The organism is Streptomyces sp. NPDC048590 (assembly GCF_043199535.1).
Classification (GTDB): domain Bacteria; phylum Actinomycetota; class Actinomycetes; order Streptomycetales; family Streptomycetaceae; genus Streptomyces.
On record NZ_JBICWC010000004.1, the window covers coordinates 127499 to 153110 of the forward strand.

General features: G+C 73.9%; 15 protein-coding genes. All 15 read right to left on the reverse strand.

Annotated features, from left to right (window positions below; all coding sequences use genetic code 11):
• Positions 1 to 189 precede the first annotated feature (189 nt).
• Entirely contained in the window at positions 190 to 1368 is a 1179-nt protein-coding gene (locus tag ACGFNN_RS12790) for a VWA domain-containing protein (RefSeq protein WP_393555312.1), read from the reverse strand.
• A gap of 82 nt (positions 1369 to 1450) precedes the next feature.
• A complete protein-coding gene (locus ACGFNN_RS12795) occupies positions 1451 to 3820 on the reverse strand; it encodes a DUF5682 family protein (RefSeq protein ID WP_393555314.1) in 2370 nt (789 codons plus the stop codon).
• Positions 3817 to 4929, reverse strand: coding sequence for an AAA family ATPase (locus ACGFNN_RS12800; RefSeq protein WP_393555316.1), 1113 nt, complete (start codon positions 4927 to 4929; stop codon positions 3817 to 3819). The genes ACGFNN_RS12795 and ACGFNN_RS12800 overlap by 4 nt, the downstream gene beginning before the upstream one ends.
• A 215-nt stretch (positions 4930 to 5144) precedes the next feature.
• A complete protein-coding gene (locus ACGFNN_RS12805) occupies positions 5145 to 5957 on the reverse strand; it encodes an ABC transporter permease (RefSeq protein ID WP_393555318.1) in 813 nt (270 codons plus the stop codon).
• Between the two features lie 4 nt (positions 5958 to 5961).
• Positions 5962 to 6771: an ABC transporter permease gene (locus ACGFNN_RS12810; RefSeq protein WP_393555320.1), complete on the reverse strand. Its 810-nt coding sequence runs from the start codon at positions 6769 to 6771 to the stop codon at positions 5962 to 5964.
• Entirely contained in the window at positions 6768 to 7718 is a 951-nt protein-coding gene (locus ACGFNN_RS12815) for an ABC transporter ATP-binding protein (RefSeq protein WP_393555322.1), read from the reverse strand. Before ACGFNN_RS12815 ends, ACGFNN_RS12810 begins: the two co-directional genes overlap by 4 nt.
• Complete coding sequence (locus ACGFNN_RS12820) at positions 7715 to 7948, reverse strand: MbtH family protein (protein WP_393555324.1); 234 nt, start codon at positions 7946 to 7948, stop codon at positions 7715 to 7717. The genes ACGFNN_RS12815 and ACGFNN_RS12820 overlap by 4 nt, the downstream gene beginning before the upstream one ends.
• Before the next feature lie 32 nt (positions 7949 to 7980).
• Positions 7981 to 18408, reverse strand: coding sequence for an amino acid adenylation domain-containing protein (locus ACGFNN_RS12825; RefSeq protein WP_393555326.1), 10428 nt, complete (start codon positions 18406 to 18408; stop codon positions 7981 to 7983).
• Positions 18409 to 18453: 45 nt separating this feature from the next.
• Positions 18454 to 19017, reverse strand: a complete 564-nt coding sequence (locus ACGFNN_RS12830) for a hypothetical protein (RefSeq protein ID WP_393555328.1) — start codon at positions 19015 to 19017, stop codon at positions 18454 to 18456.
• Positions 19014 to 20069, reverse strand: coding sequence for a hypothetical protein (locus ACGFNN_RS12835; RefSeq protein WP_393555330.1), 1056 nt, complete (start codon positions 20067 to 20069; stop codon positions 19014 to 19016). The genes ACGFNN_RS12830 and ACGFNN_RS12835 overlap by 4 nt, the downstream gene beginning before the upstream one ends.
• Positions 20066 to 21769 carry an AMP-binding protein gene (locus ACGFNN_RS12840; RefSeq protein WP_393555332.1) on the reverse strand — a complete coding sequence of 568 codons (1704 nt, stop codon included), beginning with the start codon at positions 21767 to 21769 and terminating at the stop codon, positions 20066 to 20068. The genes ACGFNN_RS12835 and ACGFNN_RS12840 overlap by 4 nt, the downstream gene beginning before the upstream one ends.
• Positions 21770 to 21774: 5 nt before the next feature.
• Positions 21775 to 21999, reverse strand: a complete 225-nt coding sequence (locus ACGFNN_RS12845; protein ID WP_393555334.1) for an acyl carrier protein — start codon at positions 21997 to 21999, stop codon at positions 21775 to 21777.
• Positions 22000 to 22081: 82 nt separating this feature from the next.
• Positions 22082 to 23404 carry an ATP-grasp domain-containing protein gene (locus tag ACGFNN_RS12850; RefSeq protein WP_393555336.1) on the reverse strand — a complete coding sequence of 441 codons (1323 nt, stop codon included), beginning with the start codon at positions 23402 to 23404 and terminating at the stop codon, positions 22082 to 22084.
• A gap of 104 nt (positions 23405 to 23508) precedes the next feature.
• Positions 23509 to 24282 (reverse strand): PIG-L deacetylase family protein, encoded by a 774-nt coding sequence (locus tag ACGFNN_RS12855; RefSeq protein WP_393555338.1) that lies wholly within the window; start codon positions 24280 to 24282, stop codon positions 23509 to 23511.
• Positions 24283 to 24285: 3 nt separating this feature from the next.
• Positions 24286 to 25611 carry an MFS transporter gene (locus tag ACGFNN_RS12860; protein ID WP_393555340.1) on the reverse strand — a complete coding sequence of 442 codons (1326 nt, stop codon included), beginning with the start codon at positions 25609 to 25611 and terminating at the stop codon, positions 24286 to 24288.
• Position 25612: the final 1 nt, after the last annotated feature.

Here is a 25612-nt window from a genome sequence, read left to right on the forward strand (position 1 = left end):
GGGTACGCGGCATGTCCATCCGGCAGGTTATCCCCCGTGCCGCACCGGACCCTAAATTGCAGATCACACCTGAGCGGTGATAACAGTCACAGACCCTGCCGACGGCGCGGATGTCAAGGACGAGACGGCGTTGCCCCGAAACCCCGGCCGACGGGTCACCGGAACGGCTCCCGGCACCGTGGAACGGGATCACACGCCGGTGTCCGGCACCGGCAGCGGCCGGTTCTCCAGCGCGGCGGCCATGACCTCCGGGAAGAGGTCGGGGGTGCAGGCGAAGGCCGGTGCGCCGAGCGCCGCAAGCGTCGCGGCGTGCTCCCGGTCGTAGGAGGGTGTGCCCTCGTCGGAGAGGGCCAGCAGGGCCACGAGCCGTACCCCGGACGCCGTCATCGCCGCCGCCCGGGCGGCCATCTCGTCGCGGATCCCTCCCTCGTGCAGATCACTGACGAGGACGACGACGGTGTCCGCCGGGCGGGTGATCCTCGACTGGCAGTAGGCGAGCGCGCGGTTGATGTCCGTGCCGCCGCCGAGCCGTGTGCCGAACAGGACGTCGACCGGGTCGTCGAGCTGGTCGGTGAGATCGACGACCGACGTGTCGAACACGACGAGCCGCGTCGACAGAGCCCGTACGGAGGCGAGCACCGCGCCGAAGACGGCGGCGTGGACCACGGATGCGGCCATGGACCCGGACTGGTCGACGCAGAGGATGACCTCCTTCGTGAGCGACCTGTCCGCACGCCCGTACCCGATGAGGCGCTCGGGGACCACCGTGCTCCCGCCGCCCGGCAGGGCCAGGTGGTTGCCGAGGTTGGCCCGGATCGTCCGGTCCCAGTCGATGTCCCGGGGGCGCGGTCTGCGTGCTCTCGCCGAGCGGTCCAGCGCACCGGTGAGCGTGGTCCTGGTACGCGTGGCCAGTCGGCGTTCCAGGTCATCGACGACCTTGCGGACGACCTTCCGGGCCGTCTCCTTCGTCGTCTCCGGCATGGCCCTGCCCAGGGAGAGCAGCGTGCCGACCAGGTGTACGTCCGGTTCTACGGCTTCCAGCAGCTCCGGCTCCATCAGCAGGGCTCCCAGCCCCAGCCGGTCGATCGCGTCGCGCTGCATGACCTGGACGACGGGGCTCGGGAAGTACGTACGGATGTCGCCCAGCCACCGCGCCACGGACGGGGCCGAGGCCCCGAGCCCGGCCGTCCTGCCGGTCCCGCGCCGGTCCGGGAGCCCGCTCTCGCCGTAGAGCGCGTCCATCGCCTCATCGATCCGCGCGTCGCGCCCGGTGAGCGTCTGTCCCGTGCCCTCGGCTCCGTCCGCGCCGAGCACCAGGCGCCAGCGCCGCAGCCGCTCCCCCTCGGCGGTGGTCCCCTGCTCGGCCATCGGCCCCTTCCTCCCGCTCGTTTCCACCCCTGAGCCCTCCGCTCCCATGTCCGGCGTACTCATCCCGTCGCGCCCGTCGCGCTCATCCCGCTGCCGCCCGCTGCCCGGGGAGGTCCGGACAGCCGGGTTCCGTACGGCGGGGCTCCGCACGGCCCGGAGGGTCGGGCAGGTCGAGGCCGAGGAGCAGCCGGAGCACCGGAACGACCGCGTCGGCCCGCTCCTCGTCGAGTACCGCACCGAAGCCGGGTGCGAGGGGACCTTCCTTCCCGCCCGTACGGTCCGCATCCGGGCCGCGCCGGACGATCTCTCCCAGGGTGCGCCTGGCGGCGGGCGGAAAGGCCGCGAACGTGCGGCGCAGCAGGGGCAGTACGCCCGTGAAGGCGTCGTCGGGTATGCCGGTCAGCCAGGTGTCGACGAGCCTCCGCAGCCGCTCGTCGTGGACGAGCAGCAGACCACCGCCGGACGCTCCCCCGAGGAAGCCCTCGATCCATGCCGCGGCCTCGGCGGACGCGGTGCCGGGCGAGAGCGCCTGGCCCATCAGCCTCGCGGTCCCGGACTCGGTGAGCCGGCCGTCGTCCAGGAGCAGTCGCGTGGCACGGCCACGGACCACGCCCGTGACCGTGTCCCTGACGGCGAGCTTGCGCAGAACCTCGCTCCAACGCTCGGAAAGCCCCTCGGCCCCGTCGGCACCGGCGAGCATGCCCATCGCGGTGTGCGTGCCGTCCAGCCTGCGGTGCGCCTCGGCCGCGGCGTCGGGGGCGAGTGCGGTGCAGGCGGGCACCAGGCCCACGCAGACGCGTTCGGCGAGGCCCACGGCCACCGTCCCCAGCGCCGCGGTGTCGGTGGACCGCACGTCCCCGTAGCGCAGGGCGCGGGCCAGGGAGGGCAGCGCGTCCGCGAGGTGCCGGACGTCCGTGTCGAGGGCGGCACGGTCTGCGAGGGCTCTCATCACGACGGGCAACGCCCGGGACAGACCTGCCAGGAGACACCGCTCGGCGAGTCCGGTGACCTCGGCGAGCACCCTGGCCGACCCGGCCTCCGATTCGGCCTTGGCGGTCGCCGCGTCCAGCACGGTGGTGCCCCAGACCCCGGCTTCGGCGGTCCGGACGAACAGCTCCGGCTCCCAGCGCAGCCGCCAGCTCTCGCGGAACGTCCCGGTGCTTCCCCGGCCCGCGGCGGGTTCGCCCCAGTTCACCCCCAGGATCCGCAGTCGGTGCAGGAGACGGCTGCGGGCGGCGTCGGTGTCCTTCCGCAGATCGAGTTCCAGCTCCCGCCTCGCCGCCTCGGGCCTCAGCCTCAGACTGCGCTGCTGCCTGTCGAGGTCGCGCTGGAGGGGGACGGCCGGAGCCGTGTCCGGCACCTCGCCGAGGTTTCCGCCGACGACGAGCTCGTCGCGCACGAGCGACAGCGGCACGTCGGTCCCCTCGCACATGACGGCCCTGACCGCGTCGGTGGCCTCGGCCAGGCCCACGGCAGGGCGGCCGCGCAGTACCGCCAGGGCGTCCGCCAGCCGGACGGCCTCGATCACATCCGCCCCTGACACCGCACGGTCCGCGTCACGCAGCAGGCCCGCGGTCCTCGTCATCCAGCGTTCCACCGGGCGGTCGGGGGCCGCGAACAGGTGCGCGTACCAGCCGGGGGAGTCGATCCCCGCGCCGTAACCGCTGTGCCGCGAGAGCCGGCGATGCGTCCAGGGCACCCACGTCAGCTCCGTCCTGACCTTGGGGATCCCCTTGAGGAGGGCACGGTCGGCCGCGACTGTGGTCCCGGTGGCGAGCGCGGGCACGTGCCACGCTCCGCAGACCACAGCCACGCGGCCACCGAACTCCTTGCGGGCGGCGCGCAACCGCAGGCGCATGCAGGCTTCCCGCACCGCGTCCTGCGGGTGGCCTCCGTCCCCGTACGCCTCCCGCAGCGCCGTCATCGCCTCGGCGAGCACGGTGAACGGGGCGCAGGGGTCCGCAGGGCGCTGCCCGCCGGCCGCGCGGTGTTCGACCACGTCCTCCCACCATCGCTCCGGGTCGTCGTGACCCGCGGTCCGGGCGAGGATCCGGATGGGATCGATGCCCTGTCCGTCCAGGGCTGCGTCGTCGTGCCGGCCGGTCAGCGCCAGGGAGTGGGCGGCCGGCAGGTCCATGAACCGGACGGGGACCTCGTGTGCCAGCGCCCAGCGGATGGCTACCCACTCGGGCGAGAAGTCCGCGAAGGGCCAGAACGCCGAGCGGCCCGGATCGTCCACCGCATGGGCCAACAGGGCGACCGGCGGGCGCATCCGGCTGTGCCCGGCGAGGGTCAGCAACGCGTCGCCCTCGGGCGGGCCCTCGACGAGGACCGCGGCGGGCCGGACGGATTCCAGTGCCGCCAGCACCGCCCGGGCGGAACCGGGACCGTGGTGGCGCACACCCAGCAGCAGCGGGTCCCCGGCGGGTGCAGCCGGGACCGCGCGGGTCATCCGGCCGCCTCACGGCAGGCGCGGTAGAAGTCCTTCCAGCCCTCGCGCTCACGGACGACGGTCTCCAGGTACTCCTGCCAGACGACCCGGTCGGCGACGGGATCGCGTACGACCGCTCCTATGACGCCCGCGGCCAGGTCCCCCGGCCGCAGGACTCCGTCCCCGAAGTGGGCTGCCAGGGCGAGGCCTCCCGTCACGACGGAGATGGCCTCGGCCGTGGACAGCGTCCCGGAGGGGGACTTGAGTGTGGTGCGGCCGTCCGAGGTGACTCCGTCGCGCAGTTCGCGGAAGACCGTGACGACGCGCCGGATCTCGGCGATGCCGTCCGGCACCGGCGGAAGGTCGAGCGCGCGCCCGATCCCGGCCACCCGGCGGGACACGATGTCGACCTCCGCCTCGGGCGTCGCGGGCAGTGGGAGAACTACGGTGTTGAACCTCCGGCGCAGTGCTCCGGAGAGCTCGTTGACCCCTCGGTCGCGGTCGTTCGCCGTGGCGACGAGGTTGAACCCCCGTACCGCCTGCACCTCCTGGCCGAGCTCGGGGACCGGAAGCGTCTTCTCCGAGAGGATCGTGATGAGCGCGTCCTGCACGTCGGCCGGAATACGGGTGAGTTCCTCCACCCGGGCGGTCATGCCCTCGGCCATCGCGCGCATCACCGGGCTCGGCACGAGGGCCTCGCGGCTGGGGCCGTGCGCCAGGAGCCGGGCGTAGTTCCATCCGTAGCGGACCGCCTCCTCCGGGGTGCCCGCCGTCCCCTGCACGAGGAGGGTGGAGTCCCCGCTGACGGCGGCGGCCAGATGCTCGGACACCCATGTCTTGGCCGTCCCGGGGACGCCGAGGAGCAGCAGCGCCCGGTCCGTGGCGAGCGTGGTCACCGCGACCTCCACGAGGCGCCTCGGACCTACGTACTTCGGGGTGATCAGCGTGCCGTCCGGGAGGGTCCCGCCGAGGAGATACGTGGACACGGCCCACGGTGAGAGCTTCCAACGAGCCGGTCTGGGACGGTCGTCGGCGGCCGCGAGCGCCTTCAGCTCGTCCGCGAAGGCATGCTCCGCGTGCGGCCTGAGCACCTCGCCGGCGGATTCCGCGGTCTGTACGGGCACGGTCATGGCTCCCCCCTCCGGATCGGTCGATCCGATGCTGTCCCCACCGTGCACCACGGCACTGACAAGCCACTCCGACGGTGGTCACCCCCTGGAGGCCGCCCACAGCTCCCGCGAGTGGGCGGGACCCGGGGCCCGGCCCCGGCCGGACGCACTCGCCGCCCCCCGCACCGGCGGCAGCCCCGGTTTCGGGAAGCCGCCCGTGGCGGAGGGTCCCGCCGTCACGGGAAGGTGAGCTCGCTGCCCCTGCGGGAGTGGGCGAAGAGTCCGCGGAACACGGTCATCGCGACGGCGAACCAGGCGAGGCCCACCAGGAGCACCAGGCCCGCCGGCCGGGCGACCGCGGCGAGGCCCGCCCCGGATTCGATTGCCCGGAGCGCGTCGAGGCCATGCGTCACCGGGACCGCCTGGGCGGCCCCGCGCACGGCGGCCGGCCAGAAGCCGACGGGGACGACCGCGCCGCAGAAGGCGGTGACGGCCATGGTGACGACGGCGCTCATGACGTTGCGCGCCCCCGGCGCCAGCATGGCCGCTGCTCCGATCACGAGAGCCAGGCAGTACATGGCGAGACTCGTGAGCAGCACCAACGGGACGACCAGCAGCAGGCGTTGCCAGGCCCATGCGAGGTCGAAGAAGAGCGACATCGCGAAGATCGCCACGGAGGTGGTGACGGTGCCGGACAGCGGCCACATCACGCTTCTGCCGAAGTAGTAGGCGCCAGGGACGACCGGGGAGGCGGCCAGCAGGGGGAACGTGCCGAGGTGCAGGTCCCAGGTGGTGGACGCGACGGCCATCAGCGACTCGGCGACGCAGATCATCATGGCGGCCCCGAGCACCAGATGCGTCACGTACGCGGCGTCCCCGAACGTCACGCCGATCGTGCTGTAGAACGCCACCTGGCACAGCACCCGGACGAGCCAGCCGCCCAGCCAGGTTCTCCACGTGTAGAAGGCCGCGAAGTCGGCGCGCGCCACGACGAAGCCCTGCCGCACCGCCGTCAGGGCTCCCATGGGACGGGCTCCCAGGATTCGCATGGTCTCAGTCTCCGTCCTTGGCCAGCGCGCCGAGCGCTCTGGCACGTCGCAGGAAGCGGGCGATGAACAGCCGACCGAGGACGAAGGCGCCGGTCCCCAGCAGACAGAGCATCACCAGGTGCCGGGCGGTGCTCCCCTGGCCCTCTCCAGGGGTCGTCGCGGCCCTCAGCAGATCGGCGCCCCAGGACAGGTAGACGACCCTGGCCACGGGTTCGAGCCAGTCGGGGAAGTACGAGACGGGCACCATGACCCCGCCCAGCAGGTAGACGGGGAAGGAGAGGGTGTTCTGCACGATCCGGGCGCCCGGCGCGAGCACGAAGACCGCGGACAGAGCGGTCGCCGTCGCCGCCGTGGCCGCGGCCGTGAGGACCAGCGCCACGGCGAAGAGCACCGGCCGCTCGAAGGACATCCAGTAGCCGAAGACCGTACCCGCGGCCAGGTAGGACATCAGGAACGACGGCAGCGCGAGCAGCATGCACGCGCTGAGCCGCCCGAAGATCAGCAGGGAGAACTCCACGGGCGCGGCGACCAGCGACTCCAGCCGTCCGTTGGCCCGGTCGTCGCTGATCATCTCTCCGGAGAAGGACAGGGCCGCCGTCCACAGAGTGATGAGCATGGGCGCGACGACGGCGTGCGAGTTGAGGTCCGTGCGTCCCGTGTACTCCATGATCGCCATGAAGACCACGGCGAAGAAGGGCGCCGTGATCAGCGAGAAGTACGTGTCCGCCTGGCCTCGCATGGCGACGATCTGAAACTCGAAGCCGGCGATCAGCCCCGGGGCCGTCCGTCGCCGGGTCGGCGGGTCGGCCGTCATCCGCCCACAGCCATTCCTCGACGGCCGATGAGGTGCAGGTAGACCTCTTCCAGGGAGGGGCGGCTGCGGGAGACGTCCGTCACACCGGCCGCCACGATCGTCATCATGACCTCGCGGGTGGCCTCCGGGTGCTCGGTCTCGATCCGCAGGACGCCGTCCTCCCGCTGCGTCACGACCGCCACGCCGGCGAGACCGGCGAGGCGGCGGCGCACCTGCTCCGGTACCCCCCGGGCGTCGACGCGTTCGCGGGAGGAGACCACGCGCCCGACCGTGTCCGGGCTCTCCGTCAGCGCCAGGGCTCCGTCGTCGATGAAGGACACGCGGTCACTGAGTTCAGCGGCCTCGGCCATGTCGTGGGTGGTCATGAGGATGGTGCGGCCGTCGGCCCGGAGTTCGCCGACGAGTTCCCGGAAGTCCCGGGCCGCCACCGGGTCCATGCCGACCGTGGGCTCGTCGAGGATCAGCACCCCGGGGTCGGAGACCAGGCCGCGGGCCAGGTGGAGCCGCTGCTTCATTCCGCGGGAGAAACCCTGCACCCGTTCGTCGGCGCGGTGCGCCAGGCCCACGCGTTCGAGCAGCGCGTCCACCCTGCCCCGCTCCCCGCGGCACAGGCCGTGGAGCGCGGCCCAGAAGTTCAGGTTCTGCCGCGCGGTGAGACGGTTGTAGAGGCCCCGGTCCCCTCCGAAGACCACCCCGAGGCACTGCTTCACCCTTTCGGCTTCCGTCACCACGTCGTGGCCGAGCACCGTGACCGTGCCCGACGAGGGGAGCAGGACCGTGGAGAGGATGCGGCACAGGGTGGTCTTGCCGGCGCCGTTCGGGCCCAGCAGCGCGTGCACCTCTCCCCGGGGGACGGTGAGGTCGACGCCCCGGAGCGCCACGAAGTCGGGCTTCCCCTTCACGGCGTACGTCCGGCCGAGCCCTCTGATGTCGATGGCGGCCGTCATCGCCCGTCACCGTCCGGCCCGGCGGCGGCCTCAGCCCTGACCAGAGACGCGGGCCGCATGTCGGTCCAGGTCCGGTCGATCAGGTCCAGGCACTCCTGGCGTACGGCGGGTCCGTGGACCTGCCGCCAGCCCACGGGCACCTCCAGCGTGGCGGGCCACAGGGAACGCTGCTCCTCCTCGTTCAGCAGGACGAGGAAGTGCCCCTCGGGGTCGTCGAACGGGTTGGTCATCCATCTGCTCCTGTCGGTGGGGGCCGCCCGCGTCATCGGAGGCCCGGGGCGAGAACTGCCGCGATCCGTTCCTGGGCGCCGGGGCTCATCAGTTCGTAGTGCGTGTGGGGGACGCTCACCACGTCCAGCCGTCCCGCCACCCAGGGCTCCCAGAGGCCGGGTCCCAGCCAGGCGGGACGGCCGGGCTCCTCGGCCGCTACCAGGAGCGCGTCGCCGCGGAAGACCTCCGGGACGTGCCGGTCGCCCATGCCGAGGTGGTGGCCGGTCACCGTCTCCAGCCGGCGGCGTTCCACCGGGGACAGCCCGCGCAGCGTCTCGTCCGTGAGGTGTTCGCGGACCAGGGCCGCGGCGTCCGGCCGGTCGCCGGCGCGGCGCGCGGACACCTCGCCGAGGGGATAGCTGTCGAGCAGCGCCAGCAGCGCGACCTCCTCTCCAGCCTGCTGGAGCAGACACGCCATGGCATGGGCGACGTTCCCCCCGAAGGACCAGCCCAGGATCCGGTAGGGGCCGTGCGGCTGGGACTCGCGCATCAGCCGCACGTACTCCTCGGCGAGCTCCCGCACGCCCGCGGGGCGGGGGCCGTCCCCCGTCAGACCGGGTGACTGCAGACCGAGCACCCCGACGTGTGCCGGGAAGTGACGGACCAGGCCGGCGTAGCACCAGCCGAGCCCGGTCACCGGGTGGACGCAGAAGAGCGACGTGCCCGGGGTCCTGCGCAACGGCAGCATCGGCGCCATCGGGTTCTGGCCGGATCCCCCGCGCAGCACCCGCAGCAGCCCGGCGGGCGAGCGACCCCGCAGCAGGTCCTGGACCGTCGGCTCCAGACCCAGCAGGCCGCGCACCCGGCCGGTCAGCCGGACCGCGAGCAGGGAGTGCCCGCCGGCTTCGAAGAAGTCGTCCTCCGGTCCGATCCGGGCGACGCCGAGCACCTCGGAGAACGCCTGGCAGAGCAGTTCCTCCTCGAGTCCTCGCGGAGCGGCCCCCGAGCCCGCCGGGGAGTCCTCGGGCCGCGGGGCGGGAAGGGCGCGCCGGTCGAGCTTTCCGCTGGTGGTCAGCGGCAGCGCGTCGACGCGGACGAACGCCGAGGGGACGAGGTGCGCCGGAAGCCGCTCGGCGAGACGGCCGCGAACGGCGCGCGCCTCGTACCCCGTGCCCCGCGGCACCAGGTAGGCCACCAGTCGTGCGTCTCCGGGCCGGTCCTCGCGGACCACCACCGCCGCCTGCGCGACGTCGGGGAGCTCGACGAGCGCGGCCTCGATCTCCCCCGGCTCGATCCGGAACCCACGGAGTTTCACCTGGTCGTCGGTTCTTCCGTCGAAGACCAGCTGCCCCGCTGTGTCCCGGTGCGCCAGGTCGCCGGTGCGGTACATGCGGGAGCCGGGCGGGCCGAAGGGGTCGGCGACGAATCGTTCCGCCGTTCTTGCCGGCTGTTCCGCGTAACCGCGGGAGAGCTGCTCGCCGGCCAGGTAGAGCTCGCCGCGCACCATGGGCGGCACGGGGCGGAGCGCCTCGTCGAGGACGTAGGCGGCGGCGCCGCCCAGGGGACGGCCGATGCGGGGCGCCGGCTGCTCGTCCAGCGGGCAGACCGCGGCATCGACGGTGAACTCCGTAGGTCCGTACAGGTTGTAGGTCCTGGTCCTGCCTTCCGCGCGCAGCCGTGTCCACAGGGCACGCCCGGCCTCCTCGCCGCCCATCAGCAGGACGCCCGGGGCCCAGGCGGGGTCGTCCAGCAGTCCGGCCTCGACGAGCTGGGCGAGATGGGTGGGGGTGGCGTCCACGATGTCGACACGCCGGTCCCGAAGGTGGCGCACGTACTCCTGGGGGTCCCGGCGGACGTCCTCCGGCACGACGTGCAGTTCGTGTCCGGCGACCAGTGCCAGGATGCCCTGCCAGGAGGCGTCGAAGGCGACGGAGGCGGTGAGGGCGACCCTCAGCCGGTCGCGGTCCAGGTCCTTCACCGCCCTGGCGAAGATCTTCTCCGTCGTCTCGGCGAGCAGACGGGCCAGCTGACGGTGTTCCACCAGCACGCCCTTGGGCCGCCCCGTCGAGCCGGAGGTGTGGATCACGTAGGCGGCGTGCGCCCCCCGCAGGGGCGGACACTGCGGTCCGGGCCCGTCCGCCCTGGCGGACGCAGCCGGGAGAGTCACGCTCGGGAGAGACGTGCCCGGGAGGGAAAGGTCGGAAAGGTCCAGGCAGGGCACTTCTGCCTCGTCCGCGAGCCGGGAGGCCGGCTCCCCGTCGGCGAGGAGGAGCCCGACACGGGCGTCCCGGAGGATGTCCGCGTGGCGCCGGGGCGGATGGGAGACGTCGAGCGGCACGGCGGCACCTCCCGCCGCGAGCACCGCCAGCAGTGCCGTGATCTGACGGGCGGAGCGGGGCAGCAGCACCGCCACGCGCCGCTCGGGTCCGACGCCCCTGGCGCGCAGCAGGCGGGCCAGGCGGTCGACGCGGTCGCCCAGTTCGCGGAAGGTGAGTGTGCCGTCGCCGGCGACCAGGGCCCGCGCGTCGGGGGTCTCCGCGATCCGCCGCCTCAACGCTTCGGGGACGACCGGGGCGGGTGCGGCGGGGACCGGCGCCGGCCGGGTCTCCTGGACGACGGCGGGGCGGCCCACCGTCGTCACCGGGAGGCCGGGGTGCTCGCTCAGGGCACGCAGGAGCGTGTGGAGTTCCCCGGCCAGCCACCGGGCGGTGCCGGCGTCGAAGAGCTCGGCGCAGTAGGTCAGCCCGCACTCCAGGCCCGCTCCGCGCGGCAGCTCCCGGAATTCGAACGTGAGGTCGAACTTGATGGATTCCAGCCTGGTCTCCTCGGCGGTCGCCGGCAGTTCCCCCAGGCCCGGTGTCGCGGCGTCCGCCTCCAGGCAGGTGACCATGGTCTGGAACAGCGGGTTCCGCCAGGCCACCCGGTGCGGGCGGAGCTCCTCCACCAGCCGGTCGAACGGCACGTCCTGCTGGGCGAAGGCCGCCAGGGCACGGTCCCGCACCCGGCGCACGAGCTCCCGGAAGTCCGGGTTCCCCGCGGTGTCGACGCGCAGCACCACGGTATTGACGAAGTAACCCACCATGTCGTTGAGCGCCTCGTCCGTCCGCCCGGCGACCGGTGTGCCCAGCGGCAGGTCGGATCCCGCCCCGATCCTGGTGAGCAGCGCGGCGACCGCCGCGTGGGCGACGACCAGCAGGGAGGCGCCCGACTCCTGGGCGAGGGCGGTCAGCCGCCGGTGCACGGCGGGCTCCCAGCGCAGCGGCACCCGGCCCGCGGTGAGCCGGCCCGCGCCGGACCGCGGGTGGTCGTAGGGCAGCGGCAGTTCCTCCGGGAGCTCCGTCAGCGCGGAGCGCCAGAAGTCCAGCTGTCGCCGCGCGAAGCCGGTGGGCCGGTCGCCCTCCCCCAGGAGCCGGTGCTGCCAGGCGGCGTAATCGGCGTAGGAGACCGGGAGCGGCTCCCAGTCCGGCGCGTGTCCCGCGGCCCTGCTGCGGTACGCCTGGCTCAGGTCGCGCCTGAGCGGCCGCAGGGACCAGCCGTCCACGGCTATGTGGTGGAGAACCAGGGACAGCGCGTGCTCGTCCGGCCCGGTGGTGAACAGCACGGCTCGCAGGGGCGGTTCCTCCGCGAGGTCGAAGGCGTGGTCCCCCTCGGCCCGGAGCCGTGCGGTCAGTTCCCCGGCGGTGGTCCTCTCCTCGTGGAGCAACTCCGGCAGTTCGTCCGGGGCGAGTGTCCGGGGAGCCGGCGCGCCGTCCCGTTCCGGGTAGCACGTGCGCAGCGCGTCGTGGCGCTCGACGAGGTCGCGCAGGGCGAGGCGGAGAGCCGCCACGTCGAGCGCGCCGTTCAGCCGGAGGGCGAAGGGCACGTTGTACGCGGTGCGGTACCCGGACAGCTGGTGCAGGAACCACAGCCCCCGCTGCGCGGGGGCGAGGACCGGTTCCCCGCTCGCGGCGCCAGGGCGCAGCGGAGGCCGCGACGCCGCCCGCCGCCCGGCCTCCGCCAGCCGGGCGGCGAGTCCGGCCGGGGTCGGTTCCTCGAAGACGTCGCGCACGGTCGGTTCGGCGTCCAGGACGGTGCGGACGCGGCTGATCAGCCGGATGACGGTCAGTGAGCTGCCGCCGGCGGCGAAGAAGTCCGCACCGGCCGGGACCGCCCCGTCGATGCCGAGCACCTCGGCGAAGATCTCGCAAAGCGCCTTCGTCACGGGCTCGCCGGGCTCCGGGGCGACGGGGCCGGCGCCGCTCGGGAAGGGGTCGGGGAGCGCCTTGCGGTCGATCTTGCCGTTGGCCGTGAGGGGCAGTTCGGCCAGCCTCACGATCTCGGCGGGAACCATGTAGGAGGGCAGCCGCTCGCGCAGGAACGACCGCAGCGCGACGGGGTCCGGTGCCGGATCGCCGGTGGTCACGTAGCCGGCCAGGCGACCGTCCCCGGACTCGTCGTGCCGTACGACGACGACGGCCCGGCGCACCGCCGGATGGCGGGTCAGCATGCCCTCCACCTCCGTCGGTTCGATGCGGAAGCCGCGTAGTTTGACCTGCTGGTCGCCCCGGCCCAGGAAGACCAGCGCGCCGTCGCGCCCCCGCCGGACGAGGTCGCCGGTGCGGTACATGCGGCTGCCGGGGGGCCCGAACGGGCAGGCGACGAAGCGTTCAGCGGTCGCCGCCGGTCGCCCGAGGTAGCCCCGGGCGAGTCCGGCCCCGGCTATGTACAGTTCGCCCGGGACACCGGGCGGCACAGGGGTCAGCGCCTCGTCCAGGACGTACAGGCGTGTGTTGTCCAGTGGCGTGCCGATCGGCAGGGTGTGTTCCGGGACCGCGGTGGGGTCGAGCCGGTAGGACGCCGCGAAGGTGGTGGTCTCGGTTGGGCCGTAGCCGTTGACGACCGAGGTGCCCGGGCAGTGTCCGGCCACCCGCGCCGCGGCGGCGGGCGGCACCACGTCGCCGCCGGCCCAGACCTCGCGGACGCCGCGCAGTGTCCCGGGCGCCAGGTCCGCCACCACCTGGAACAGCCCGGAGGTCAGCCAGAGACCGGTGATCCGGTGCTCGCGCAGCATACGCCCGAGGGTGTCCAAGCCGAGGTCCGCGGCCGGGGCCACGACGACCTCGCCGCCGGACAGCAGGGGAACCCACAGCTCGTAGGTCGAGGCGTCGAAGGCGAGCGGTGAGTGCATCAGGACCCGCTCGTGGCCGCCGCCCCGCCAGCGGCGGTCCGCCGCGAGTTCGACGATGGCGCGATGGCTGACGGCGACGCCCCTGGGAACCCCGGTGGAGCCGGACGTGTGGATCACGTAGGCGAGCCCGTCGGGCAGCGGGTCCGGCGCCGTGCGGCGGCCGGTTTCCCCGGTCGCCGGCGGCCCGAACCGTGCTTCGGTGAGCACGAGCACCGGCACGCCCAGGTCCGCCGCCCGCTCCGCGTTCGCGGCGTCGGTGACCAGCAGCCGGGCTCCGGACCCGGCGATCACCTCGCGCAGCCGCCGTTCGGGGTCGCCGGTGTGCAGCGGGACGTAGCAGGCGGCCGCCTTGAGTACCGCGAGCGGGGCGGCGACCGCGGCGGGCGACCGGTCGAGCAGCAGCGCCACCCGCTGCTCGCGGCCGGCGCCCGTGGCAGACGGCTCGTCGCCACCCGGCGCGCCGGTCGCCCGCCCGTCCGACGCCCCGGCGATCCGCTCGTGCAGTTCCTCCGCGATCCGGTCGCTCCAGGCGTCCAGTTCGCGGTAACTGAGCCGCCCCGTGTGACCTGCCGCCGTGTCCCCTGCCCCCGCGTCCCAGGTCACCGCCGTGGCGTCCGGACGTCGGGCTGCCTGGGCGCGGAACAGCTCCGGCACGGTTCCCCGCGGCACCGGCACGACCTCGCCCGCGGCGGCCCGCGCGAGATGCTCGGCCCCGGCCCTTCCGAGCATGTCCAGCCGCTCGACCGCCGTGCCTGGCTCGGCGCAGGCGGCCGCAGTCAACTCGCGCAGCCAGCCGCCCATCCGCTCGGCGGTGTCCCGCTCGTACATGTCCGCGCGGGCCTCGAGGCGTACGTCGACGCCGCCGGGGCTGCCGTCCTCCCCTGTCCGCTCGGAGAAGGTCAGGCACAGGTCGAACTTGGCAGCCGCGAGGGTGGTCGGCTCGGGGCGGCACTTCGTGTCCGCCATGGCGAAGTCCTCGGCGGCGCCGCCCTCCCGCACGACGACCATCACCTGGAAGAGCGGGTGGCGCGACAGCGAGCGGGGCGGGTTGACCAGCTCCACGACGCGTTCGAAGGGCAGGTCGTGGTGGTCGTAGGCGGCAAGGGCCGTTTCCCGGACCCGGCGCAGCAGTGTCCGGAAGTCCGGACCGTGGGAGAGGTCGACGCGCAGGACCTGGGTGTTGACGAAGAAGCCGACCAGGTCGGTGAGCCGTTCGTCGGACCGGGTGGAGACGACCCCGCCGAGCGGGATGTCGGTGCCGGCTCCGCAGCGGTGCAGCAGCAGGGCGACGGCGGCCTGGAGCGCCATCGTCCGGCTGACGTTCTCCTCGCGGGCGAGTCGCGCCAGCGCCAGGTGGGTCTTGGGACCGAGCGTGAAGTCCTCGACCCACGCCCGGGTTCCGGGCACGGCGGGGCGCGGACGGTCGGCGGGGAGCCGGAGTTCCACCGGCAGTCCGTGGAGCGTCTCGCGCCAGTGGCGCGACTGGCGGCTCACCAGGCTCGTGGGGTCGTGCTCGGATCCCAGCGTCTCACGGTGCCACACCGCGTGGTCGGCGTGGCTCACCGGCAGCGGCCGGTACGACGGCGTCCCGCCGCGCAGCCTGGCTTCATAGGCCGTCACCAGGTCCTGCCGGAGGATCTCGCCCGACCTGGCGTCACCGGCGATGTGATGGAGCAGGAGCAGCAGCACGTGCTCCCCGGACGGGACCCGCAGGAGCACGCACCGCAGGGGCGGCTCCCGGGTCAGGTCGAAGGTGTGCCGCAGCATGCCGTCCAGGGCCGCGTGCAGGCCGTCCTCCGAGGTGTCGGCACGGACCGGCAGCGGGCCGGGGTGCCGGGGCAGGACCTGGCGCCGCGGCACGCCCTGCCGCTCGGGGAGGACGGTGCGCAGCGCCTCGTGCCGTGCCACGACGTCCTCGAGGGCCCGCTCCAGTACATCGGCGTCGAGCGGGCCGGAGATCCGGAACGCCATGGGGATGTTGTAGGTGTCGGCGGCGCCCTCGGCGCGCGCGAGGAACCACAGCCGCTCCTGCGCCGCCGACAGGTGCGCCTCTTCCTGATGGTCCAGCGGTCTCAGCGGGGGTCGGGCGCCTCCCCTCTCGAGCAGCGGCGCGAGGCCGGCCGGGGTGGGGTGGTCGAAGACGTCGCGGATCCTGAGGTCGGCTCCGAACACCGAGCGGACGCGCGCGAGCAGCCGGGCCACCAGCAGCGAGTGGCCGCCCAGCACGAAGAAGTCGTCGTCGGGGCCGACGCGTTCGGCGTTGAGGGTCTGCGCGAACAGACGGCACAGGACCTCCTCCCGCGGCGACCGCGAGGCCCGTGCCGTCCCGGGCCGGACTTCGTGCGCCATCGGCACGAGGTCGGGCAGCGCCCGCCGGTCCAGCTTGCCGCTCGGGGTGAGCGGCAGCGCGTCGACCGGCACGACGCCGTCGGGCACCATCGGGCGCGGCAGCCGCGCGGCCACGTGTGCGCGCAGTTCGTCGGGCCGGGCCGCGCCGTCGTCGCGGAGCACGGCGTAGGCGACGAGCCGGGTGAGGCCGTCGGCCTCCCGGTGTGCCACCACGGCGGCCTGGCGCACCCCGTCGTGCGAGGCCAGCGCCGACTCGATCTCTCCGGGTTCGACGCGGAAGCCGCGCACCTTGAGCTGGCCGTCGGCACGTCCGTCGAAGACCAGCTGGCCGTCCTCGTCCCAGTGCCCCAGGTCGCCGGTCCGGTACATACGTCCGCCCGGCGGGCCGTAGGGGTCGGCGACGAAGCGGGAGGCGGTGAGTCCCGGTTGGCCGGTGTAGCCCCGGGCGAGCTGCGGGCCGTGCAGGTGGATCTCGCCTCGTGTCCCGGGCGGGACCGGCCGCAGCGCCTCGTCCAGCAGACGGACCGAAAGCCCGTCGAGCGGGCGCCCGATCCGCGGGGAGGGGAGGCCGTCGAGGGCGCACGCGGTGGCGTTGACGGTGAACTCGGTGGGCCCGTAGTGGTTGCGGACGTCCAGGTGCCGGGCCTCGCGGAGCCGGTCCCAGAGCGGCCGGCTCACCGCCTCGCCGCCCAGCAGGAGGGTGCCGGGACCGCCGGGCCGGTCCAGGAGACCGGCGGCGACCAGCTGCTCGGCGTGTGTGGGGGTGGCGTCCACCAGGTCCACCTCGTGGTCCCGCAGGTGACGGACGTGGGACTCGGCGTCCCGGCGCACCTCGTCGGGCACCAGGTGCAGTTCGTGTCCGTCCACCAGCGCCAGCAGCCCCTGCCAGGACGCGTCGAAGGTGAGCGCCGCGGTCAGGGCGACGCGCAGCCGCTCGCGCCCGAGGCGCCGGGCGCCGGGGGCGAACACCTGCCGGACCATCTCGCCATGGAGGTGGGCGAGCTGGCGGTGCTCCACGACGACGCCCTTGGGGCGGCCGGTCGAGCCCGAGGTGTGCATCACGTACGCGGCGTGCTCCGGGCGGAGGCCGGCCGGGCCGGCGCCCGCCGGACGGCCGCGGCCGTGCTCCCGCTGCCGGACGTCCGGGGAAGGGACCCCGTCCAGGGCCATGAGGGTGGCGCCGTCCAGCGTCAGGCGGGCCGTCGTCGGCGATTCGGTGAGGTCTCCGATCCGGGCCGCGGTCTCCTCCGTGTCGAGCAGCAGCGCGATGTCGGCGTCCCGCAGCATGCCGTGGGTGCGCGCCGGCGGCTGTTCCGGGTCGAGCGGGACGCATACGCCTCCGGCCATGAGCACCGCGAGAAGCGCCAGGACCTGGGTGTCCGAGCGCGGGACCAGAACGGCGACCCGGCGTTCGGGGCCGATGCCCTGGGCCTCGAGCAGCCGGGCCAGGGCCTCGGCCCGGCGGCCGAGCTGTCCGAAGGAGAGACGGGTGTCGCCGTGGACGAGGGCGGTCCGCTCCGGGGTGCTCAGGATCCGCCGGCGCAGCAGTTCCGGCACCGGCACGGGCTCGTCCGCGCGGCTCCGGCTTTGGTTCCGGCTCAGGCTTCGGCCTTGGCCGATGGCGCCGGCTTCCCGGAGTTCGCGTGGCCGGAGCAGGGCGACGCGGGTGAGCGGGGTGTCGGGTTCGGCGACGACGTTCTCCAGGAGACGTACGAATCGCGCCGTGGCCTCCTCCATGAATCTCCGGCTGAACAGCCCTTCACGGAAGCGCAGGTCGCCGATCAGCCGGCCCTCGGAGACGACGGTGTTGAGCTCGACGTCGAATCGCGCCGCGCCGTTGGGCAGCCACAGCCGCTCGACGCCGGCTCCTGGGCCGGCGTCGAGCGCCGCGGCGGGGGGCCGTGTGCCGTGGTGGACCAGGAAGGCGCTCACGGGTTCGGTGCCGCGTCCCGTCGCGGCGCCGGCCTCGGCGAGGATCCGCTCGTACGGCAGGTGCTGCTTGCGGGAGGTTCGCAGCCTGCCGGTGAGCTGCCGCGTCAGGTCCACGAAGGTGGTGGAGGGTTCCAGGACGCCGCGCAGCAGGAGGTTCTTGACGAAGAAGCCCACGACGCCGTCGGCCCGCCGCCCGCGCCGGGCGTTGAGCGCGAGGCCCACGGTGATGTCGCGTCCGCCGGTGTGCCGGGCGAGCCACGCCTGGAAGACCGCGGCGACGGCGGAAGTCAGCGGGGAGTGGTGCCGGCCTGCCAGTGCCTCCAGGGCCTCGGTGTGCCCGGCGGAGAGGCTGAACTCGATCTCGTGCGCCCTGGCGCCGGGCCGCTGGACGCGGAGGTCCCCGGGGAGCACGGCCGCCTCCATGCCGGCGAGTTCGCCGCGCCAGTGGGTGAGCCTGGCCTCCAGCGTCCTTTCGTCCAGCTCGGCCCGCTCGGCGAGCGCGAAGTCGGCATACGTCCCGGTGACCGGCGCGAGCACCGGTGGTTCGCCGGACCGTGCGGCACGGAACAGGGCGAGGATCTCCTCGGTGAGGATCCACAGGGACGCCCCGTCGCACGCCAGATGGTGCACGACCAGGACGACGACGCAGGAGCCGTCCACGCGGTCCACGATCAGCGCCCGCAGGGGAGGCGCCTCGAACAGCGCGAAGGGCTCCGCGAGCGCGCGGCGGGCGAGGTCCTCCCACTCCCCCGGCCGGGACTCCCGCACCCGTGTCAGCGGCACCCGGAAGCCGGGCTCCGGCACCTGGAAGGCTCGGCCCGACCCGTCGCGCACGCAGCGCGAGCCCAGCACCGCGTGCCGGGCCGTGATCCGGTCCAGCACGCCGGACATGACGTGTGTGCCGACCGCCTCCGTGAAGCGGAGGATCAGAGGCACGTGGTAGCCGCCGTTGCGGGGGTCCAGCTCGTGCAGCCACAGCAGGCGCTCCTGTCCCGAGGACAGCCGGGCCGGCGCGGTCGTACGGTCACTCACAGGGTCTCCAGGGCGGATGCGGGTGCGGGGACGACGGACGAACGGTCAACTGCCGCCCTCGGCCTCCAGCGTGGCGACGATCTCGCCGTACCAGTCGGTGTCGGGGGCGTCGGAGACTCCGACGTACCAGTCCTCGGACGCGGCCATTCCGAGGTGTCTCGCGACCGCGCGCAACGTGCTGGTGCTCGCGGCCCAGCGCAGCACCGTCTGCTGCCGCGACAGCGCCCAGGCGAGACCCAGCCGCTGCTCGGCGAAGGCCAGCGTCTCCTCGACCGCCCGCCGCGTCCCGTCCGCGGGAGGCTGCGGGCGCAGCCACAGCTCCCACGCGTCGTCGGCGAGCCCGGGGTTCACCCGGCGCACGGCGTCGAGTGCGGCGCAGGCCCGCTCGACGGGGTCCTCCTCGGCGGGCGACTCCACGTCCGCCCCGGCCAGCCACAGTTCCACCGCGAAGGTGAACAGTTCCTGCGCGCTCCACCAGGCGAGACCGTACTGGCCGGCCTCCAGGGCGCCGTCCAGGTCGTAGCGCAGGGTCATGATCTCCAGTTCGATCGCGTTGACCCGGCGTGCGGACCTGACCCAGCTCTTGAGGGGTGTGCTGTGCACCGTCATCGTCGGCCTCCCTGGGCGGCGGACGCCAGGTAGCCGGCGTCGGCGAGCTCCCGCATGAGCGGGGCGGCGGTCGTGCGGACGTCGTCGGGGGTCACCCGGAGCTGTTCGGCGGTCAGTTCCACCGTTTCGGGCCAGGGGCGGCCCTCGGCGAGGCGGGAGACCAGCACCCTGGGCAGCCCGTCGATCCGTGCGATGGACGCGCGCCCCCGGATCAGCCGCAGGACGTCGCCGTCGGAGAGCGTGTCCACGCCGCCCGCGAGCGTCCACCCGGCCTCGTCGCCGCCCTGGGCGCCCGCCTGCGGCGGGACGCGCTCACGCAGCTCGGCCAGTGTCGTTCCCAGGGTGGCCGGGGTCACGTCGTGGCCGCTCACGCAGGACCGGTAGGCGGGCGTGTCCGCCCCGAACCGGCGGGCGGCCTTGACGGTCGCCCACTTGAGGTGCGGGTAGCCCTCCCCCTCGTCCGCGAGCTGGGAGGTCGCCCGCCACACCGCGGCCCGGCGGGTCAGCACCACGGCCCGCGGGACGTCCCCCAGTCCACGGGCGACCGATGCGCGCGCCAGGTAGGTCGCGGCCTGCGCCAGGGACCAGGGCGCGAAGAGGGCGGAGCACCGCCGGGTGGAGCACCGGTCGAGAAGGGCCTCCGTCTCCTCGGTGGTCTTCAGCCGGGCGGCGATGGCCAGCCGGTAGTAGCGGGAGAAGTCCCGGAGGCTCAGGGTCCGCGGCGCCTCCCCTCCGGTGGTGTCCGCGAAGGCGTCGGCCAGCTTGTGCAGGGCCGTGAGCGTCAGGTACTCGACGTCGACGTAGCGCGAGTCGCGGATGCCGATGGCCACCGGGGCGGTGGCCGTGCTGCCGGACGGCTGGATCACGTAGAGGTCGATGTCCGAGTTGCCGTTGCCGATCCCCTCGACCAGCGAGCCCGTGGCCACGCAGGACGCGGCGCCGGGAACGCGTTCCATGTACGCGTCGATCTCGTCGACGATGTCCTGCCCCAGGTTCCCGGGCAGCGACTTCCTCCATGAGGCGTTCGGCGCCTCGGGCCGTGTACTCGTCATTGTCCCTGCCCGTATCGGTGGATGGCCGGCATGGCGTTCTCCTCGAAGGCGTCCCGGCAGCTTCCGCGCCGGATCTTGCCGCTGGTGGTGACGGGCAGCGTGCCGGCCGGCACCAGCCACACCACGGACACCGGCAGGCCCATGCCCCGGCCCAGCGCCGAGACGACCGACCGGGCCAGCGAGCGTGCCGTGGCCTCGTCCATCTCCGTCTCGGCCCCGGCCCGGCACTCGGCCAGGACGACGGGGACGGAGCGGTCTTCGCCGCCCGGCGGCCGGGCGGCGAAGACCGCGGTGCGGCCCGGCCGGATCCGGGAGTCGGCGGCCGCGACCGCGGCTTCCAGTTCCACGCTGTAGAAGTTCTCCCCCGCGAGCTGGAAACGTTCCTTGGCCCGCCCCAGCAGGTACAGCTCCGTGCCGTCGGTGAATCCCAGGTCGCCGGTGCGGTGGCCGGCGACCTGGCCGACGAGGTGCCCGCACCCGAGCGGGACCGCCACCTGCGGGCCCGCGATCCACACCTCGCCCACCGTGTCCGGTCCGAGAACCTCCCCGGTGTCCGGATCCAGGATCTCCACCCTGGTGTCCCGCAGGGGCGGGCCGCAGGAGACGGCCTCCTGCACGTCCTCGGGGCCGGCCGGCGCCTCGACGCTCCCCTTGCGCAGGGCCGCGGCCGACAGCTCACGGATCCCGGGCGGCCGTCGCGGCGGACACGTGGTCACGGTGAGCGTCGCCTCCGCCATCCCGTAGGAGGGCGCGAACGCGGCATGGTCGAAGCCCGCCTCCCGGAACCGCTCGGCGAAGGCGCGCATCGTCGCCGCCCGCACCGGTTCGCCCGCAGAACGGGCCACGCGCACCCGGGTCAGGTCGTACGGCCCGGCGCCTTCGGGGACCTTGCGCGCGCACAGGGCGTAGCCGAAGTCGGGCGCCGAGGTGTGGGTTGCCCGCCAGTCGGTCATGGCCCGCGGCCACAGAGCGGGATCCCGTACGAAGTCGAAGGGGTCGATGAGGACCGAGGTGTAGCCGCTCCACAGAGGGCGGAGGACCGCGGTGACCAGCCCCATGTCGTGGCTGAGGGGCACCCATCCGACCGAGACGCTCTCCGCCGTCTCCTCGAACGCCTGGGCTGCCTGGGCCAGTTGGGCGAGAACATGGCGGTGTCCCAGGACGACGGGCTTGGGCGCGCCGAGGGAGCCGGAGGTGTACTGCACGTAGGCGGCCGCGTCGGGGTCGCCGCCGACGCGGCCGGGGCACGCGGCGGGCGGGGCCGGCGTGTCCCCCTCGGGCAGCAGCACCGCGAGGCCCGTCAGCTCCGGCACGGCCGCCGTCTGCGGGGTGTCGGCCACCACGACGTGAGGGCCGGAGACCTCGACGATGCCGGCCAGGCGTCGGGCGTGACCGCGGTGCGTGTGCGGCGCGGCGGGAGCGGGCACAGGGACCAGCCCGGCCCGCAGGACGCCGAAGAACGCCTCGACGAAGAAGAGCGGGTCGCGTGCCACGATCGGCACGTACGGGCCGGCGCCGGCCGGCAGGAGCGGAGCCAGCCGGGCGGCGAGGCCGCGGGAGCGCCGGGCCAGCTCGGCGGCGGTCAGCTCACCGGTGCACCGGGCGCGGGAGTCGAGCCGCACGTAGCGGGCGCCGCCGGCGGCCGCCCGGTGGTCCAGCAGCTCCAGCAGGTCGCGCGCGTTCCTGTCGGTGGTCGCCATCGTGGTCAGCCGCGCAGGGAGGCCAGCATGTCGGCGAAGGTGGGACTGCCCAGGACGGTCTCCATGCCGACCTCCCGGCCGGTCTCGGCCGCGAGCATCTCGCTGATCTCGGCAGCGTCGAGGGAGTCGCCGCCGACCCCGAAGAAGTCGTCGTGCGGAGCGATCGACTCCACTCCGATGATCGTGGCGCACTTCGCCAGGAACTCTTCGTCACGCTCGGAAACCGGCACGGTCTCTCCCGTTCATCTTAATTCGTGTTCTGGTGCGCCGTCGGGTCGGTCTCCCGTACGGCGCCGGTCGGGTCAAGGGCGTTCAGGGGGCCGGCGCGGCGATGCGGGGGGCCGGGCCCTCGCCGGCGGACCCGGTGTCCTTGTCGCCCTTCATCAGGGCCAGCCCCAGCGTGTCCTCCAGCCGGCACAGCAGCCGCCGGCCCCGGGCGACGACCGTCCGGCGGTCCTGGGCGCGCAGGATGAAGCGGGCCACGGTCTGCCCCGGCACGACCGTTTGCCCGGGCCCGGTCCGGTAGGTGTCGAAGCCCATCACCTCGAGCACGTCGCCGTCCTCCAGCAGCGGTTCGAGGGAGGCCGTGGCCGACAGCCGCCCGCCGGTCCCGGCGGTGACCACGAAGACCGCGGTGCAGTCGGCGAACGTCGTGGGGACGGACACCGGCGCGCCGCTCACCAGGTCCAGGAACGCGGCGTAGATCTCCTGGCCGGTCGCGTGCCGGTAGGCGTTGGGCAGGCCGCCCCCCATGATCCTGGGGTTGAACTCGACCAGCACGGGGCCGCGCCCGGTCAGCATGATCTCCAGGTGGAAGATGCCGAAGTCGGCGCCCACGGCCCGGCAGACCGCCTGGGCGTAGGCCACGCAGGCCGCGTTCTCCTCGGGCGTCAGGTCCGCGGGAACGCACGACCCCAGTTCGATCACCTCGTCGCTCGGGGAGCGGAACCGGCCGGTGACGCAGAACGGGAAGAACGATCCGTCCCGGGCGCCGATCTCCACCGAGACCAACCGGCCGGTCAGCAGCTCCTCGACCAGCACCCCCCTGCTGAACTGCGCGCGCCAGTGCGAGGGCACCGCCTCCAAGCCGACCAGCACGTCGGCCGCGGCCTCCTTCGCCCCGGCCGCGTCATGGGCGACGTGCGACAGCAGACTGGCGCTGCCGGAGGGCGGTTTGAGGATCACCGGGAAACCGATGCGCTCCGCCACGGCGACCGCCTCGTCCTCGTCGGCGGCGAGGGCGTAGACCGCCGAGTCCAGCCCGGCGGCCTCCAGGGCCGCCCTGCAGCGGTCCTTGCGCCGTGCGACGAACACCGCCTCCGGGGCGGTGCCGCGCAGGCCCAGTTCCCGGCAGGCGTGGGCGACGGCCTCCGCGGCGAGCTCCTGGAAGGTCACGGCCACGTCGACCGGGTTGCGGGCGTGGCACTCGGCGAGCGCCTCGGTCACGGCCCGGGCGTCCGTGGTGTCGATCCCGTCGACGAGGGTGTCTACGGAGCCGACGATCCTCAGGGCGTCGCCGGTGAGCGCGTACTGGGTCAGCGGGGGCTGGAGGAAGGTAACCCGGTGCCCGGCCTCCTTGGCGAGCTCGAGGGCCCGCAGCGCCGGAGGGTTCACGTCCACGACCGCGATGTGCACGGCGGCTCCAATCTTTGCTCGGTGAGCCGTACGGCCCGTGCCGTCGTCCGACGGCACGGGGAGGGAAGGACGATCGGCCGCAGCGACCGGCCGGCGGCGGCCGGTCAGCGGTAGTGCACCTCGCCGCGGCGTTCGCGGTAGGGGTCGCGGTGAAACACCTCGAACTGGACCGCGGGCCGGCCGCCGAACCTGGCGCCCGCGGCGGACAGGTTCCGCCCCAGGAAGGCGCGCACGTACTGTTCCGGATCCTCGTCGGTGAGGGCGCGCAGGTAGACCTCGTGGGCCAGCACCGCCTGAACCCCTCGCTCCACGGCCCAGGTCACGTCCACCGCGTGGGTCGGGTACGGGGAGTTGGCCACCGCCTGCCAGCGCACGCCCTCCCACGGCTCCAGACCGTCCTCGGGGAAGACGTGCTCGTTCGCGGCGTCGGCCACCGCGTCGAGCGCCGCCCTGCCCACATGCCGGTGGTCCGGCGTGTTCCAGGACACCCCCCGCCAGTGGTCGTGGTGGTTGAGCGTCAGCAGCAACTCCGGCCGGTGCCGCCTGATGGCGTGCGCGATGTCCCGGCGCAGTCGCGGACCGTACTCGATCAGGCCGTCGGGGTGGTCCAAGAACTCGACCCGGGTCACCCCGGCCACCGCCGCGCTGGCCCGCTGCTCCGACTCCCGGACGGGCGCGGCCTTCTCCGGGTTCATGCCGGAGATGCCGCACTCGCCCCGGCTGGCCATCAGGTAGACGACCTCCTTGCCCTGGTCGGTCCAAGTGGCGACGGCCGAGGCCGCCGCGTACTCCACGTCGTCCGGATGGGCCACGACGGCGAGCGCGCGCTGCCAGTCGGAGGGCATCTCCAGCAGGGGGACGGGCTGGGATTCGGCCATGTGTCAGGTCCTCGCGGGTTCGTCGGGAAGTGGTTGCGTCGGTACGTCGTCGCGCCGGAAGAGCAGTGCGGGCAGCAGGGCCCCGGCAGCGCCGGCGAACACACCTGCGGCCAGGAAGACGGCGCCCACCCCGAGGCTGTCGGCCACCAGCCCGCCGATCGCCGCGCCGAACGGCGACGCGCCCAGCACGATCCACCGGTAGACGGCGTTGACCCGGCCGAAGAGGTGCTCGGGGATGGTGGACTGGCGGTGCGACATGCTCATCACGTTCAGCGCCACGGTGAGTCCCCCGTAGCAGGCCATCCCCCCGAACGCGGCGAGCGGGCTGGGCACGGAGATCAGCACGAAGCACAGGCCGACGGCCGGCGCGCAGAGGCCGAGGACCGCCCGCCCGCCGAACCTGTTCAGCGCCCGTGCCGCCAGCAGTCCGGCCAGCAGGCCTCCGACGGCGGGCGCCGCCGCGATGTAGCCGAGCGCCGCCTCGGCCAGTCCTAGCCGGCCCGGCCGGACCACCCACAGCGGCAGCATCGTGATGACCGAGGCGAACGCGAGGTTGCCGGTCGCGGCCACCACCGCCAGGCCGACCAGGTCCCGGCGTCGACCGAAGTACCTCGCACCTTGGCGCAGTTCGGCGAGCATATGCCGCAAGGTCAGCCGTCCGGCCGGCTTCCCGGGGGTGTTCGTGCCACCCGGCGCCGCCCGTCGGCGCAGTGTGCTCAGCCCGGACAGCGTCGCCGCGTACAGAGTCGCCGACACCGCGATCCCGGCCCCGGTGACCGCCGCCATCGCGCCGCCCAGCGCGGGTCCGGCGAACTGCTGCGCCAGCGTCTGGCCCGACTGCAGGTCGGCGTTGGCGCGCGGGATCAGCGGCGCCGGCACCATCCGGGGCACCACCGACTGGGCCGCCACGTCGATGAACGTGCCGCAGGAGGCGATCAGAAAGGCCATGGTCACCAGCCCCCACACCGGCAGCAGCCGCTCCCAGGCGAGCAGGCACACCAGACCGACCAGCGGCAGCCGGACCATGGACGCCACCCGCATCACGGTGAGCGGTGGCAGCCGGTCCAGCACCACTCCGGCGGGCAGCGTGAGCAGCAGCCACGGCGCGCGCAGCGCCACGCCCACCGCGCTCACCGCGAACACTGATCCGGTGAGGGACAGCGCGAGCAGCGGCATCGTGACGAGGTAGACGCCGTCGGCGAGGTTGGAGCCCAGGACCGACACCTGGAAGATCCTGAACAGGGAATCCAGCTTCCCCTCCCCGGAGGGATCCGGCCGCGCCGGAGCCGTCCGCGGACCGCCCTTGCCGTCCGCCGGTGGTCGGAGCATC